Origin of the sequence: Pseudarthrobacter sp. J47 (genome assembly GCF_049810315.1) — a bacterium.
Classification (GTDB): Bacteria; Actinomycetota; Actinomycetes; order Actinomycetales; family Micrococcaceae; genus Arthrobacter.
Map to the genome: position 1 here is coordinate 2,825,424 of NZ_CP187358.1, position 14,095 is coordinate 2,839,518.

Genomic DNA, 14,095 nt, shown 5'->3' on the forward strand with positions numbered 1-14,095 from the left:
GGCCTACTCCGGGGAAATGGAGTGGATCAGCTCAACAACCCGGGTCAGGACCGTGGGATCCGTTTCCGGCGGAACACCATGGCCCAGGTTGAGCACGTGGCCCGGGGCTCCGGCACCGGCAGCGATGACCTCGCGGACGTGCGCCTCAAGGACTTCCCAGGGAGCCGGCAACAGTGCAGGATCGATATTCCCCTGCAGCGGTACCTTGCCGCCCAGCCTGCGGTTGGCTTCATCAAGTGGCAACCGGTAGTCCACGCCCATCACGTCCACGCCGACGTCGTGCATGGCCACCAGCAGCTCCGAGGTACCGGTGCCGAAGTGCACCAGCGGGGCACCCAGCCCACGTACGTGGTCAAGGGCGCGGGAAGATGCGGGCGCCACGAACCTGGAGTAATCAGCCAGGCCCAGGGATCCTGCCCAGGAATCAAACAGCTGCCCGGCGGAGGCGCCGGCTTCCAGCTGGGCTCGCAGGAAAAGCCCGGAGGCGTCGGCCGCCCAGGTAGCCAGGGCCTGCCAGGTTTCGGGGTCCGCGTGCATCATGGTGCGCGGTCCCAGGTGGTCCCGGGATGGCTTGCCCTCCACCATGTAGGCAGCCAGCGTAAACGGGGCTCCGGCAAAACCGATCAGCGGGGTGCTGCCCAGCTCGGCCACCGTCAGGCGGACTGCTTCACGGATGGGCTCCAGGGCCTCCCAGGTGAGCTGCGGGAGGGCCGCGACGTCGGCAGCCGTCCGGACGGGGTGGTCAAGGACCGGGCCCACGCCGGGAACGATGTCCACGCCGACGCCCGCCAGCTTGAGCGGAATGACGATGTCGGAGAAGAAGATGCCGGCGTCGACGTCGTGCCGGCGCACGGGCTGCAGTGTGATTTCCGCCGCAAGTTCGGGCCGAAGGCAGGAGTCCAGCATGCCAATGCCTTCACGGACCTTGAGGTACTCCGGCAGCGAACGGCCGGCCTGCCGCATGAACCACACGGGCCGGCGGGACGGCTTGCCGCCCCGGTACGCAGTGATCAGGGGAGAATTTGCCGTGCGGCCATCCATCAGCGGGTGTGCGGCGTCAAGGGTGCCGGCACGTGTCACGGCGGGGCTGGAAGTCATGCTTCGATTGTGGCACGTCCGGCCAGTTGTTCTACACGCCACCGAAAAAGCTATGATTGTTCTGCTGTGGTTCTTTTTTCATTGGTGGCTACACACGCCGACATCGATCTTGAGACCGTTGCTCAGCTGAGCAACGGTGCTTCAGGGATCGCCACATCCGCCCTTGCCGGAGCGCCGGAAGTGACGGGTGCCGTTGTGCTGGCCACCTGCAACCGCTACGAAATTTACGGCGAGGCATCCCACCCAGATGATGTCGAGGCGGCCCGGGCGGCGCTCGTTGCCCAGGTCAGCGAAGTCAGTGGCCTCAATGAGCAGCTGGTTTCCCGCTCCTTTGACACGCGCATGGGCAGCGACGTCACCAAGCACCTCTTCGCGGTAAGTTCCGGCCTTGATTCCGCGGTTGTCGGCGAACGTGAGATCGCGGGCCAGGTCCGCCGCGCCCTCATCACCGCCCAGCATGAAGGCACCGCAAGTTCCGGGCTGGTCCGTCTTTTCCAGGCGGCCTCAAAAACCGCCAAGGACGTCGGCGCCCAGACCGCTCTCGGCTCGCGTGGCCTGTCCATTGTGTCAGTGGCACTGGATCTTGCCACCGACTTGTCCGAGAATCCCGACTGGAGCACCAAGAAGGTTGTCCTGTTCGGCACCGGAGCCTATGCCGGCGCCACCATGGCCCTGCTGCGTGAACGCGGCTGCACTGACATTTCCGTCTTCTCCTCATCCGGCCGCGCTCCCGGCTTCGTCGCCAGCCGCGGCGGCACCGCCCTGGACAGCACGTCGCTGCGTCCGGCCGTTGCGGCCGCCGATGTCATGATCGGCTGCAGCGGCTCCGATTCCCGTGTTGAGGCGACGGAACTCGCGGAGGTGCGCGCCAACTCGCCGCAGCCCCTGATCGCGATCGACCTCGCACTGACCCATGACTTTGATCCAGCAGTTGGCGAGCTTGACGGCGTCGAACTGCTCACGCTTGAGTCCGTCAGGCTGGCAGCACCCGATGAACAGGCCGAAGCGCTCTCCCGGGCCGGCAGCATTGTTTCCGAGGCTGCACGGGCCTTTGAGCAGGAACGGGACGCCCGGGCTGCCGACTCCGCGATCGTGGCGCTCCGCCGGCACACCATGAACGTGCTGGATACGGAAATGGAAAAGGTCCGGGCCCGCCATGGCTGCACGGCCGCTGCGGAGGAAGTGGAGTTCGCGCTTCGCCGCATGGTCAAGCAGCTGCTTCATGTCCCCACAGTCCGCGCCCGTGAGCTTGCGGCAAAGGGCCAGCAGGACGATTACGTGGCTGCGCTGGAAACCCTGTATGGAATCACCGTGGACCAGCCTGCCTCTGCCCCGGAAGCTGCTGAATGCCCCGTGGACCACTCGGCGGCCGCAGACGCACATGCTGCCGCGCCGCATGAGGCCGGCCGGCTTCGCGGCACGGCCTAACCTCCGCGCCGCCCGTCAGTAAAGCCAGTCAGTAAACAGGCTTGTCCGGCTCCACGTCCCTCACCCAGGCAAGAATGCCGCCGTCCAGGTGGCTCACCCGCTCGTAGCCTGCCTTGCGCGCCGCTGCGAGGACGTTCGCGGACCGGGTTCCGGCCTTGCAGTGGAACACAATGTCACGGTCCTGGGGCAGTTCGGCCCAGGCTTCCCCGGCCAGGATCCGGCCCTGCGGGATCAGCACGGAGCCATCGATGCTGACGATGTCGTGTTCGCCGGTTTCGCGGACATCCACGAGTTCGAAATCCTTCAGACCGGCCTTGCGTGCGGCGAGCATGGTGGCCAGCTGCGTGGCTGTCACGGTGTGGCCGCTGTCCGTCTGCGTCGCAGGTTCTATGCCGCAGAAGGCCTCGTAGTCCGTCAGTTCGGTGACCCGCTGGGCCTCGGGGTCGCGTTCCACGCGGATCTCGCGCCAGCTTCCGCCGAGTGCATCAAAGAGTGCCACCCGGCCCAGCAGGGAACGTCCGACGCCGGTGATCAGCTTGATTGCCTCGGTGACCATCAGGGATCCAACAGCGGCGCACAGCATGCCGAACACGCCGCCCTCACCGCAGGAGGGGACAGAACCTGCCGGCGGCGCTTCGGGGTACAGGTCGCGGTAGCTGGGCCCATGCTTCTCCCAGAACACGCTGACCTGCCCGTCGAAGCGGAAGATTGAACCCCACACGTACGGTTTGCCCAGGATGGCAGCGGCATCGTTCACCAGGTACCGGGTTGCGAAGTTGTCCGCCCCGTCCAGGATGAGGTCGTAGTCGGCAAACAAGTCCAGTGCGTTGCCCGAATCCAGCCGGACGTTGTGCAGGCGCACGTCCACCAGGGGGTTCAGGGAGGCGATGGCGTCCCTTGCTGATTCGGTCTTGGGCCGGCCAACGTCCTCAACGCCGTGGATCACCTGGCGCTGGAGGTTGCTGGGGTCCACTGTGTCATCGTCCACGATTCCGATGGTTCCCACGCCGGCCGCCGCGAGGTACAACAGCGCGGGCGAACCCAGGCCGCCTGCCCCGATGACCAGGACCCGGGCGTTCTTCAGCCGGCGCTGGCCAATACTGCCGATTTCGGGAATGATCAGGTGCCGGGAATACCGCTCCACCTCATCAGTGGTCAGCCCGGCGGAAGGTTCCACCAACGGATCGAGCTGTACGGCGGTTGCAGATGACGGGATTGTCGAAGCCATACTTCAATGTATGCCCCCGGATACCGGCAGGTCATATTACTGCGAAGTAAAGTGGTCATAACAGCAAGTGAAAGCAGGGCACAGTGGGCAATCCAGCACCCGTTGAGCGGGCACGAACCGATCATGGACCCGTAGCAGCCACAACCGGTGCGCCGGCCGTCAGCCAGGGCAAGCCTGCAGGCCAGCGTTCCGCCCGGCTTCCCCGGGATGAGCGCCGGGCGCAGCTGCTGACGGCCGCGCTGGAGGTCTTCGTAGCCAACGGCTACCACGGTGCCGCCATGGACGAAATCGCGGAGACCGCCCAGGTGAGCAAGCCGGTCCTGTATCAGCATTTTCCGTCCAAGCGGGAACTGTATATTGCCCTGCTGGAGAGCCATCTGGCGTCGTTGACCGAACTGATGCTCAGCGCCCTGAATTCCACCCATGACAACAAGGAACGCGTGCAGGCGGTGATGCGGGCCTACTTCCAGTTCATTGCGGCGGACGATCAGGCGCACCGGCTGGTCTTTGAATCGGACCTGATCAACGATCCCGACGTCAGTTCCCGGCTGGAGACCTTCAATAAAACATTTGCCGACGCCGTGGCCGGGGTGATCGCCGAGGACACCAAGCTGCCGGAGCTTGAGGCGCAGCTGCTGGGCCGCGGGTTGACTGGCATGGCGCAGGTCAGTGCCCGCTATTGGCTGGAAACTGACGGTGACCTGGACCTCGAAGTGGCCAGCGATCTCATCTACCGTTTAGCTTGGCGCGGAATCTCTCGTTTCCCCAAGGAGACCTAGAGTACAACTGGAGGTTGCAGTTGAACGCTGCAGCATCTTTGCAAGACATTGTTGAAAGACTGAACCTTTGATCGGCTGGGAGGCCTCGCTGTGGAAGTAAAGATCGGCATTCAGAACGTCGGCCGGGAAATTGTGCTGGAGTCCGCGCAGGACGCTGATGCCGTAGCCAAGCTCGTCGCAGACGCCATCGGCCAGAAGAATGAACTGCGCCTGACGGACGACAAGGGCCGCGTGATCATTGTTCCCGCCAGCGTCCTTGGTTACGTGGAAATCGGCGCCGAGGAACAGCGCCGGGTGGGCTTCGGCCAGCTCTAGTTCTGTTCGACCGACTCCCGTTCCGTAGAAGGACCGCTCCGGCTCAAGCCGGGGCGGTCCGGTTGTAGGCAGCTTTATCCAAGGAGGATTTATGCTTTCGCTGGTGATCGTGGTCCTGGTCCTCGTGGCCGCCGGCTTCATTGTGTGGGCGAACGACAAACGCCATACGAAGTACGGTATGGTCCTTCCCGCCGGGGTTGCCGTGGCAATCGGGGTCCTGGCGTGGATCATCTGCATTATGGCCGGATTCTCCTACCGGCCGGGGCTGACCTGGCTGCCGTGGATCCTACCCATGGTGGTAGGTTCCCTGGCAGCCGTGGCTGCGGCCATCTACCTGGGCCGCACGCGTCACGTTCATGACATCCACCGGCTGACGCAGATCCTGCGCCGCAGCTAATCCCGTCAGAGGAACTCGGCGCGGCCTTCCATCGCAGAGGAAGCGAGAGCGTGCTCGCGGCGCGGAATACGCCCTGCCAGCCGGGCAAGCCTGCCGGCCTGGACCGCGTGCCTGAAGGCAGTTGCCATCAACACCGGATCCTGCGCGCGGGTCACGGCTGTGGCCAGGAGGACGGCGTCGCAGCCCAGTTCCATGGCCAGGGCTGCGTCCGAGGCCGTGCCGATTCCGGCGTCAAGTACCACCGGCACTGACGCCCTGGAAACTATCAGCTCGATGTTGTGCGGGTTCAGGATGCCCAGGCCTGTCCCGATCGGGGACCCCAGCGGCATCACGGCCACTGCGCCAAGGTTTTCCAGGCGCAGTGCCAGGACGGGATCGTCATTGGTGTAGGCAAACACCTTGAATCCGCGGTTGACCAGCTGCTCCGTAGCCTCCACAAGCTCCACGGCATCCGGGAGCAAGGTGTGCTCATCCGCGATCACCTCAAGCTTGACCCAGTCCGTTTCCAGCGCCTCGCGGGCGAGCTCCGCCGTGAGGACGGCATCGCGTGCCGTGAAGCAGCCTGCTGTGTTGGGCAGCACCCTGATCCCCTGGTCCGCCAGGAGCTGGAAGAGGGACCCGGTTTCCGCCGGCGAATACCTGCGCATGGCAACGGTGGTCAGTTCCGTTCCGGACGCCACCAGCGCCGCCCCCAGGCCGTCCAGGCTGGGCGCCCCGCCGGTCCCCATGATCAGGCGGGAACCGAGTTCGACGCTGTCAATCACCAGCGGCGCCAGGGCCGCCGTCGTAGCCGGTCCACTTACTTGTCCGGTCATCTGTTCAGACATTCCTAGCCTCCTTGTACAGCAGTAACAATTTCGATGTCGTCGCCGTCGGCGAGCGCCGTGGCAGCCCATTGGCTGCGCGGAACTACCGCGGCATTGCGCGCTACGGCAACGCCCAGCTTCCTTCCGTCGGTGGCCTGTCCGTTGGCCGCCAGCGGACGGCCGGTAAGCCCGGTAACCAGTGCGCTCAGCGTGGTGCCGGGATCCAGCGGGTGGTCTTTGCCGTTAAGGGTAATGTTCATCGTGATTCCTGGTGTTCGAGTGGGAAATGTCGGGAAGGCCGCGCAGCAACGGGTGGTGGGCGATCCCCTGAAAAGCGGTCGGGGCGGAATGCCGCCCAGCGTGGATCCGGTTCGCCGTCCGCCAGTTCACGGCAGATCCGGGCGGCCACAGGAGCGAGCAACACGCCGTGGCGGAAGAACCCGGTCGAAATGATCAGTCCCGGGATGTCCCCCGCCGCCGATCCGACCCTGCCCAGGAGAGGGGCGTTGTCTGCAGTCGCGGGCCGGGCGCGGGCGGTTGCTTCCAGAAGTTCCAGTTCCGCCACGGCCGGAACCAACTGCTGGGCATCCCGGAGGAGCTGGTAGACGCCGCCGGCGGAGACTGCGGTCCATGCCATGGGAGTTGCCGTGCCGGAGGCGGTTCCGCCGCTGCCGGTTCCTGCGAGCCGGTCTTCGCGCTGCGTGGCTCCGATAACCACCGTTCCGTCGGTGCGCGGAACGATGTAGACCGGGACGCCATGGACAAGGCCCCGGATGGTTGCCGTGAGCAGCGGACGCAGGTGCTCCGGGACACGCAACCGCAGGATGTCGCCGTGGACCGGCCTCAGCGGCAGCGCCAGGCCTTCCGGCAGGCCGGCCAGGTCGCCGGCCTGGAGACCGTTGGCCACAATCGTTTCCGCAGCCAGTACCTCTCCGCCGCCGGACAGGCGCACTCCGGCGATCCTGCCGCCGTCGTGTATCAGGGCTGCTGCCCTGTCCGGCAGGGCAAAACCGTGCAGGGCACCTTCGACGGCGGTACCGCCTCCCTGGTGCCGGCCCAGCGCTTCGCGAAGCGCGGCGACCAGCAGCCGGGGATCCACCTGGTGGTCACCCGGCGTGTCCAGGGCACAGGAAATACCCGGGCTCAATAACGGCTCACGGCTGCGCGCTTCCCTGATGGTCAGCGGTTCCACACCCAGGCCGCGCTCCACCTGGACCCGGCGCAGGTCAAGGAGCGCGGTGCGGTCCGCAGCACTGGCACCGACCGTGAGCGTCGGCGTCGTCCGGTATCCCGTAGCGGAAGCGGCATTTTGGGCCAGGACCTTCACAAACCCGGGCCAGAGTCCGGCGGATTCCACCATCAGGTCAAGGAGTTCCTCTTCCTGGTAGTGGTATTCGCTGACGGCGGCCAGCATCCCGGCTGCGGCCCAGCTTGCCCCGGTTCCGGGGGCGTCATCGATCAGCACCACCTTGCGGCCGGTGCGTTGGAGTTCCCAGGCTATGGAGTGGCCGATCACTCCTCCGCCGATTACGGCGGCATCGGCACGAACCGTTTGGGCCTGTGGGCCTGAAGCAACCATCCGTGGAATCCTTCCCTACGCCGGTATTAGCCGGATCAGGTCAAGCGGTCGGCTCTGAAGCCCTCTCAGCCTGCCGTCTCCGTGACGGTCATATTGGCTCCCGCAGTACCACACCAGCTTAGAGGAATTAGGCTGGATCCATGACAGCCCGCCCGGACCTCAGTTCTGCCCGCCTCTACCTCTGCACCGACGCCCGCCTCGACCGGGGGGACTTCAAAACCTTCGTTGACGCCGCGTACGCGGGCGGAGTGGACATTATCCAGCTGCGCGACAAGACGATTGAGGCCGCCCAGGAACTGGAACTCCTGGAGGTGGTCCGCGAGGCCGCAGAGCGTCACGAACGGTTGTGGGCGGTAAATGACCGCGCGGACATTGCGCTGCTGTCCGGCGCCCCCGTATTCCACGTGGGCCAGAAGGACCTGCCCACAGCGAAGGTGCGCACCGTGCTCGGACCGGCTCCGGTGGTTGGCCGGTCCTCGCACACGCCCCAGCAGGTGGACGCTGCCCTTGCGGACGCCCGCACCGGCAACCTGGACTACTTCTGCGTCGGCCCCGTTTGGGCCACCCCCACCAAGCCGGGGCGCGCCGCCGTCGGTCTGGATCTGGTGCGCCACGCAGCTGCGGCCGCCGGCACGCCTGGTTCGCCTGAGGTGCCGTGGTTCGCCATCGGCGGGATCGACCACAGCAACGTCCGGCAGGTGGTGGAGGCCGGAGCGCGCCGCATCGTAGTAGTGCGGGCCATCACCGATGCCGCCGATCCCGCCGAAGCCGCTGCCGGGCTGCTGTCTGCCCTCGACGCCCGTTAGCTGGCGGGCGGGCGGTCCGGGACTAACGGCCGGATTCGGGCTACGCTGAATTTCGTGTCTTACCATCGCCTGGGACCCAACGTCCACGACCGGAACAACGCCCTTGCGGACGCGCTGAGCGCGCTGCGGACGGAACTGGAGCTGCCCGGTCCCTTCCCGGATGACGCGCTCAAGGACGCTACAACCGCCGTCGAAAACCACCAGCTGCCTGAACTGGACCTGACCGACGTCGAATTTGTCACCATTGACCCGGCGTCCTCTACGGACCTGGACCAGGCCCTGTACATCGAGCGCGACGGCGACGGCTACAAGGTGCTGTACGCGATCGCGGATGTTCCCTCCTTTGTGACGCCGGGCGGGCCACTCGATGCCGAAACGCGTCGCCGGGGCCAGACGTTCTATGCACCTGACGGCCGGATCCCGCTCCACCCCGAAATCATCAGCGAGCAGGCAGGCAGCCTCCTCGCAGACCAGCTGTGCTCGGCATACGTGTGGGAATTCCGGCTGGCTGCGGACGCCGTCGTCGAATCCACGCGGGTCAACCGGGCCGCCGTGCGCAGCAGGGCAAAACTGAGCTACGCGGGAGTCCAGGCTGACCTGGACTCCGGCACGGCCGCTCCCATGCTGGAACTGCTGAAGGAAGTGGGCCTGAAGCGTGTTGACCTGGAACGGGCCCGCGGCGGTGCCAGCCTGAACATGCCGGAGCAGGAGATCGTGCAGCTGCCCGACGGCGGCTACCGGATTGCCGCGGCACCGCAGCTTCCTGTTGAGGACTGGAACGCCCAGATTTCCCTCATGACCGGGATGGCCGCGGCCTCCCTCATGGTGGCCGGCAAGGTGGGCATCCTCCGGACCATGCCGGCGCCGGATGAGCGGTCCCTGCGCCATTTCAAGCGGCAGACCACAGCGCTGGGCAAGCCCTGGGATGACGCCCTCAGCTACGGCGAATACCTGCGTACGCTTGACCCCACCGAGCCCCGCCAACTGGCCATCCTGCACTCTGCCGGGATGCTGTTCCGCGGCGCGGGATACACAACGTTCGACGGCGCCGTCCCCGCCGATTCGGTGCAGTCCGCCATTGGTGCGCCGTACGCCCACACCACCGCTCCCCTCCGCAGGCTGGTGGACCGCTTTGTGCTGGTCATCTGTGAGGCCCTGAGCAATGGGCGGGACGTGCCGGTCTGGGCCAGGGAAGCATTGGCCCAGCTGCCGGCCATTATGGCTTCCTCGGACCAGCTGGCCGGAAGGATGGAGCGCATGGCGCTGGACACCGTTGAAGCAGCCCTGCTGGTCAACCATGTTGGCCAGGAATTCGAGGCCACTGTCATCTCCGGTTCAAAGCCGGCCAAACCAAACGGCAACAGCACGAATGGCAACTCCAACGGCAACGGGAAGTCCAACGGCAACGGCGGGCCGTCCGGGACCATCCAGATCGCGGAGCCTGCGGTCACCGCCCGATGCTCCGGGGAGCTGGAGTCCGGCACTGTGGTCCGGGTGCGGCTGCTGAGCGCCGATATCGCCACCCGGCACGTCCACTTCGAACTGGTGGACTGACCCTTTTGCCCGTTCCTTTCACGCTCCTGCGCGCGTCGCGTCCCGGCCCGTCCGGTAATCCGTGGCCTTGCAGCTAGACTGAAGGGGTAGAAATGGATGCCCGGTCGTTGATTTTGCAGAAATTCAAATTCAACAAGCCCGCCCCTACGCGATCTTGAGACACACCCGTTGGTCACCAGTGCCAGCATCAGATAGCCCGCGATCGGCTTCCACTGGAATTGCCTGCGCGTCAGAGCATGCTCCGGAATGGCCTTCCCGGCCGTGCCGTTGAGCAGGCCGCGCAGCCCAAATGAATAAGGAAACTCCACTGTGAGTGAATTGCACACGCACCAGCTTTTGACTGACGAGTCCGGCGTCGAATCGATTGAACCGGAAGAAACCATCATTTCGGACGAAAAACCGCACGAGATCGAAGAGAAAACGTTCGCCGACTTCAACGTCCGCGCAGACATCGTCGAATCCCTCGCCGATGCCGGAATCACCCACCCTTTCCCCATCCAGGCAATGACGCTTCCCGTAGCGCTCACCGGCCACGACATCATCGGCCAGGCCAAGACCGGTACCGGCAAGACCCTCGGCTTCGGCATTCCCGCCCTGCAGCGCGTACTGGGCCGTGACGATGCCGGCTTTGACAAGCTCCCCGTCCCGGGCGCCCCGCAGGCGCTGGTGATCGTCCCCACCCGCGAGCTGGCCGTCCAGGTGGCCAACGATCTCCAGACCGCGTCCCGCAAGCGCAACGCCCGCATCGCCACCATCTACGGCGGCCGCGCCTACGAGCCGCAGATCGAGTCACTGCAGAAGGGCGTCGAGGTAGTGGTGGGCACTCCCGGCCGCCTGATCGACCTCTACAAGCAGAAGCACCTCAACCTCAAGAACGTCAAGATGGTCATCCTCGACGAGGCCGACGAAATGCTTGACCTCGGCTTCCTGCCGGACGTCGAAACCCTGATTGCCGGCACGCCTGCCGTCCGCCAGACGCTGCTGTTTTCCGCCACCATGCCCGGCCCGGTCATCGCCATGGCCCGCCGCTACATGACGCAGCCCACGCACATCAGGGCGGCTGATCCGGATGACGAGGGCCTGACCAAGCGGGACATCCGCCAGCTCATCTACCGTGCCCACAGCATGGACAAGATTGAGGTGGTTTCCCGCATCCTCCAGGCACGGGGCCGCGGCCGTACCATCATCTTCACCAAAACCAAGCGCACCGCTGCCAAGGTGGCCGAGGAACTGGTGGACCGCGGCTTCGCCGCCGCCGCCATCCACGGCGACCTCGGCCAGGGTGCCCGCGAACAGGCGCTGCGCGCCTTCCGCAACAACAAGGTGGACGTCCTGGTGGCCACCGACGTTGCCGCCCGCGGTATCGACGTCGACGATGTCACCCACGTCATCAACTACCAGTGCGTCGAGGACGAAAAGATCTACCTGCACCGCGTTGGCCGCACCGGCCGAGCCGGCAACAAGGGCACCGCCGTCACCTTCGTGGACTGGGATGACATGCCGCGTTGGGGCCTCATCAACAAGGCCCTGGGCCTGAGTGTTCCCGAGCCCGTGGAAACCTACTCCTCCTCGCCGCACCTGTACGAGGAACTGGACATTCCCGAGGGCACCAAGGGCCGCCTCCCCCGCGATAAGCGCGTCCTTGCCGGTGTTGACGCAGAGGTCCTGGAGGACCTGGGCGAGACCGGAAAGAAGAACCCGCGCTCCGGATCCGGCAACCGCGGCGGCGACCGGGACCGCAACCGCGGCGGGGACCGCGAACGCGCCGGCCGCGACAGCAGCCGTGGCAGGAGCCGCGACCGTGACGGCGAAGCCGGGGGACGCCGCCGTCGTACGTCCACTGACAGCACCCCTGCGGAAGGAAACGCAGCACCTGCCGCGGACTCGGTAGCAAAGGCCGACGCCGAGCAGCCCTCGCGTGCCCGCCGCAGCCGGACCCGTACCCGGCGCCGCAACGGTGAAGTGGTCAGTGGCACCGACTCGAACGGTGCCGGCCAGAGCAGCACCGGGGCGCCGTAGCCCGTATGGCCGAATCCGTCTGGGCGCCGGACGGCAGCAACCTGGTGGTTCACGCGGACAACGCTGAATTCCTCCCCACGCTGCCGGACGGCGCCTTCACACTCATTTATGTGGACCCGCCGTTCAACACCGGCCGGGTGCAGCGGCGCCAGGAAACCAAGATGGTGTACTCGGTGGAGGGCGACGGCGACCGCGTCGGCTTCAAAGGCCGTTCCTACAGCACCATCAAGGGCGCCCTGCACCGCTACGACGACGCCTTCAGCGACTACTGGTCCTTCCTGGAACCGCGGCTGGTGGAGGCCTGGCGTCTGCTGGCCGACGACGGCACGCTGTACCTGCACCTGGACTACCGCGAGGTGCATTACGCCAAGGTGATGCTGGATGCCATCTTCGGCCGCGAGTGCTTCCTCAACGAGATCATCTGGGCGTACGACTACGGCGCACGGGCCAGGAACCGCTGGCCCACCAAGCACGACAACATCCTCGTGTACGTGAAGAATCCGGCGAAGTACCACTTCGACAACGCCGAGGTGGACCGCGAGCCGTACATGGCACCGGGGCTGGTGACGCCGGCCAAGCGTGAGCTCGGGAAGCTGCCCACAGACGTCTGGTGGCACACGATTGTTTCGCCCACGGGCAAGGAAAAAACCGGCTACCCCACCCAGAAGCCCGAAGGCCTGGTGCGGCGGGTTGTATCCGCCTCAAGCCGGCCTGATGACTGGTGCCTGGACTTCTTCGCAGGTTCCGGGACTCTCGGCGCGGTGGCGGCGAAACTGGGCCGCAAGTTCGTCTGTGTGGACCAGAACCAGCCCGCCATTGACGTGATGACCAAGCGGTTGGGTGCCCACGCGGAAGTCCTGTCCTTCCCACCCAACTAACCAGCAGATAACGTCGTGACGAGCGCTCATTACGACGTTATCTGCCACCCAGATGGGCCGGTTGGTTAGTGCGGAGCCCCCGTGCAGCCCTCTATCAGCTGAATCCCGTGATCGCCCTGCCGGTTCATCAACACGGAGCCGTGGGAGTCGCAGATCGCGTTGACCAGCAGCGCGTAGCCTCCGCCATTCTGGTAGTTTCCGCCTTCGCCCGGCAGGTCGGGGATGGTACCGGGCGGCACAAAGACCCAGGACTCCTGGGCGCCGGGGAAGACGCTGGGCAGCCACGCCCAGTTTCCCTTGATCACCGGCCCGTTCGTACATTCCGCTCCGCAGTCAGCGGCGGGCCTGCTGACATTGGCGCAATCCAGGGCGTTGGCGGCCACCGGAACAAACAAGAATGCGGCTGTGAGGCCGGCCGCGGCGAGTTACTTTCTGAACATGGTTTTCTCTCCGTCTAACCGTGAATGGTTGGTGCATGACGACGAGACCTGGGTTCTGGCTGAGGCGGCGTGAGGTGCCGCTCCCCAGCACACGCAAGATTACTCAGTTCCAAGCTTTCGTCAAGACGCCGGAGGAAACATGCGTCCGGACAGCGTCAGGACCAGCTCTGGACGAATGAGTGAACGGCGTCCGCGATCATCTGCACGGCGATGGCAGACAGCAGCAACCCGGCGATCCTGGTGACCAGTTCAACACCGTTCTCGCCCAGGACGCGCTGGACCACCCCTGCGAAGCGCATGGCCAGGTAGAGGGAGGCGAGGGTGGCGGCGATGCCGAGTCCAACGGCGAGGAACTGCGGCGGCGTAGAGGATTGCTGTACAAAAACCATCACGGCCACAATGGCGCCGGGTCCTGCCATCAAGGGGGTACCCAGCGGAACAAACGCGACGTTCTTGTACTTGGCTGCTTTCTCCTCGCCGCTGGTTGAGCCGGTCAGCAGCTGCAGGGCGATGAGCACCAGCAGCAGGCCGCCGGCACCCTGGAGCGCAGCGAGCGAGATGTGCATGTAGTTCAGGATGGACTGGCCGAAGATCGCAAAGGCCACGATCACGCCGGTGGCCACCAGAAGTGCCTGGAGGGCGGAGCGGTTGCGGTCCTTCGCCGGCATCTGGGCCGTGAGGGACATAAAGATCGGGACCGTTCCGGGCGGATCCATAATCACAAACAGGGTGACGACGACGGACGCCAGGAGTTGCAGGTCGATCCAC

General features: G+C 65.5%; 15 protein-coding genes and 1 riboswitch. Of the genes, 8 read left to right on the plus strand and 7 right to left on the minus strand.

Annotated elements, in window-relative coordinates; translation table 11 throughout:
- Positions 1–3: 3 nt before the first annotated feature.
- Positions 4–1,098 (minus strand): uroporphyrinogen decarboxylase, encoded by a 1,095-nt coding sequence (gene hemE / locus ACPJW8_RS12900; RefSeq protein WP_330187602.1) that lies wholly within the window; start codon positions 1,096–1,098, stop codon positions 4–6.
- A gap of 66 nt (positions 1,099–1,164) precedes the next feature.
- On the opposite strand from hemE, the gene ACPJW8_RS12905 reads away from it, so the two are divergent.
- Positions 1,165–2,526 carry a glutamyl-tRNA reductase gene (locus tag ACPJW8_RS12905; protein ID WP_330187601.1) on the plus strand — a complete coding sequence of 454 codons (1,362 nt, stop codon included), beginning with the start codon at positions 1,165–1,167 and terminating at the stop codon, positions 2,524–2,526.
- A 28-nt stretch (positions 2,527–2,554) separates the two neighbouring features.
- Here the strand turns inward: ACPJW8_RS12905 and moeB are convergent, their stop codons facing one another.
- Positions 2,555–3,754 carry a molybdopterin-synthase adenylyltransferase MoeB gene (gene moeB, locus ACPJW8_RS12910; RefSeq protein WP_330187600.1) on the minus strand — a complete coding sequence of 400 codons (1,200 nt, stop codon included), beginning with the start codon at positions 3,752–3,754 and terminating at the stop codon, positions 2,555–2,557.
- An 83-nt stretch (positions 3,755–3,837) separates the two neighbouring features.
- Between moeB and ACPJW8_RS12915 the strand changes: the two genes are divergently transcribed.
- From ACPJW8_RS12915 to ACPJW8_RS12925, 3 genes are all read left to right on the plus strand, one after another.
- On the plus strand, positions 3,838–4,533 hold the full coding sequence (locus tag ACPJW8_RS12915) for a TetR/AcrR family transcriptional regulator (RefSeq protein WP_425256346.1): 696 nt from the start codon (positions 3,838–3,840) through the stop codon (positions 4,531–4,533).
- Positions 4,534–4,623: 90 nt separating this feature from the next.
- Entirely contained in the window at positions 4,624–4,848 is a 225-nt protein-coding gene (locus ACPJW8_RS12920) for a DUF3107 domain-containing protein (RefSeq protein ID WP_330187599.1), read from the plus strand.
- A gap of 91 nt (positions 4,849–4,939) precedes the next feature.
- Entirely contained in the window at positions 4,940–5,245 is a 306-nt protein-coding gene (locus ACPJW8_RS12925) for a hypothetical protein (protein ID WP_330187598.1), read from the plus strand.
- Between the two features lie 5 nt (positions 5,246–5,250).
- Here the strand turns inward: ACPJW8_RS12925 and ACPJW8_RS12930 are convergent, their stop codons facing one another.
- The 3 genes from ACPJW8_RS12930 to thiO form a co-directional block, all read right to left on the minus strand.
- On the minus strand, positions 5,251–6,072 hold the full coding sequence (locus ACPJW8_RS12930; protein WP_330187597.1) for a thiazole synthase: 822 nt from the start codon (positions 6,070–6,072) through the stop codon (positions 5,251–5,253).
- Positions 6,073–6,074: 2 nt separating this feature from the next.
- Complete coding sequence (thiS, locus tag ACPJW8_RS12935; protein ID WP_330187596.1) at positions 6,075–6,311, minus strand: sulfur carrier protein ThiS; 237 nt, start codon at positions 6,309–6,311, stop codon at positions 6,075–6,077.
- The gene (thiO, locus tag ACPJW8_RS12940) at positions 6,308–7,630 is read right to left on the minus strand and encodes a glycine oxidase ThiO (RefSeq protein WP_330187595.1); all 1,323 of its coding nucleotides are present in this window, start codon (positions 7,628–7,630) and stop codon (positions 6,308–6,310) included. The genes thiS and thiO overlap by 4 nt, the downstream gene beginning before the upstream one ends.
- Positions 7,626–7,744, minus strand: a riboswitch (TPP riboswitch). (Overlaps the previous gene by 5 nt.)
- A gap of 26 nt (positions 7,745–7,770) precedes the next feature.
- Here thiO and thiE point away from each other — a divergent pair.
- From thiE to ACPJW8_RS12960, 4 genes are all read left to right on the plus strand, one after another.
- The gene (thiE, locus tag ACPJW8_RS12945) at positions 7,771–8,436 is read left to right on the plus strand and encodes a thiamine phosphate synthase (protein ID WP_330187594.1); all 666 of its coding nucleotides are present in this window, start codon (positions 7,771–7,773) and stop codon (positions 8,434–8,436) included.
- 54 nt (positions 8,437–8,490) lie between these two features.
- Positions 8,491–9,990 carry an RNB domain-containing ribonuclease gene (locus ACPJW8_RS12950; RefSeq protein WP_330187593.1) on the plus strand — a complete coding sequence of 500 codons (1,500 nt, stop codon included), beginning with the start codon at positions 8,491–8,493 and terminating at the stop codon, positions 9,988–9,990.
- A gap of 309 nt (positions 9,991–10,299) precedes the next feature.
- Positions 10,300–12,009 (plus strand): DEAD/DEAH box helicase, encoded by a 1,710-nt coding sequence (locus tag ACPJW8_RS12955; protein WP_330187592.1) that lies wholly within the window; start codon positions 10,300–10,302, stop codon positions 12,007–12,009.
- A 5-nt stretch (positions 12,010–12,014) separates the two neighbouring features.
- Positions 12,015–12,887 (plus strand): DNA-methyltransferase, encoded by an 873-nt coding sequence (locus ACPJW8_RS12960; protein ID WP_330187591.1) that lies wholly within the window; start codon positions 12,015–12,017, stop codon positions 12,885–12,887.
- 65 nt (positions 12,888–12,952) lie between these two features.
- Here ACPJW8_RS12960 and ACPJW8_RS12965 read toward each other — a convergent pair whose 3' ends face one another.
- Both ACPJW8_RS12965 and ACPJW8_RS12970 read right to left on the minus strand, forming a co-directional pair.
- A complete protein-coding gene (locus ACPJW8_RS12965; RefSeq protein WP_330187590.1) occupies positions 12,953–13,192 on the minus strand; it encodes a hypothetical protein in 240 nt (79 codons plus the stop codon).
- Positions 13,193–13,482: 290 nt separating this feature from the next.
- Positions 13,483–14,091, minus strand: coding sequence for a MarC family protein (locus tag ACPJW8_RS12970; protein ID WP_330187847.1), 609 nt, complete (start codon positions 14,089–14,091; stop codon positions 13,483–13,485).
- Positions 14,092–14,095 lie beyond the last annotated feature (4 nt).

Bases quoted from the DNA above. Each gene is read 5' to 3' on its own strand.
- hemE (WP_330187602.1), bottom strand. From the start codon at position 1,098: ATGACTTCCAGCCCCGCCGTGACACGTGCCGGCACCCTTGACGCCGCA.
- moeB (WP_330187600.1), bottom strand. From the start codon at position 3,754: ATGGCTTCGACAATCCCGTCATCTGCAACCGCCGTACAGCTCGATCCG.
- ACPJW8_RS12925 (WP_330187598.1), top strand. From the start codon at position 4,940: ATGCTTTCGCTGGTGATCGTGGTCCTGGTCCTCGTGGCCGCCGGCTTC.
- ACPJW8_RS12930 (WP_330187597.1), bottom strand. From the start codon at position 6,072: ATGTCTGAACAGATGACCGGACAAGTAAGTGGACCGGCTACGACGGCG.
- thiS (WP_330187596.1), bottom strand. From the start codon at position 6,311: ATGAACATTACCCTTAACGGCAAAGACCACCCGCTGGATCCCGGCACC.
- thiO (WP_330187595.1), bottom strand. From the start codon at position 7,630: ATGGTTGCTTCAGGCCCACAGGCCCAAACGGTTCGTGCCGATGCCGCC.
- thiE (WP_330187594.1), top strand. From the start codon at position 7,771: ATGACAGCCCGCCCGGACCTCAGTTCTGCCCGCCTCTACCTCTGCACC.
- ACPJW8_RS12960 (WP_330187591.1), top strand. From the start codon at position 12,015: ATGGCCGAATCCGTCTGGGCGCCGGACGGCAGCAACCTGGTGGTTCAC.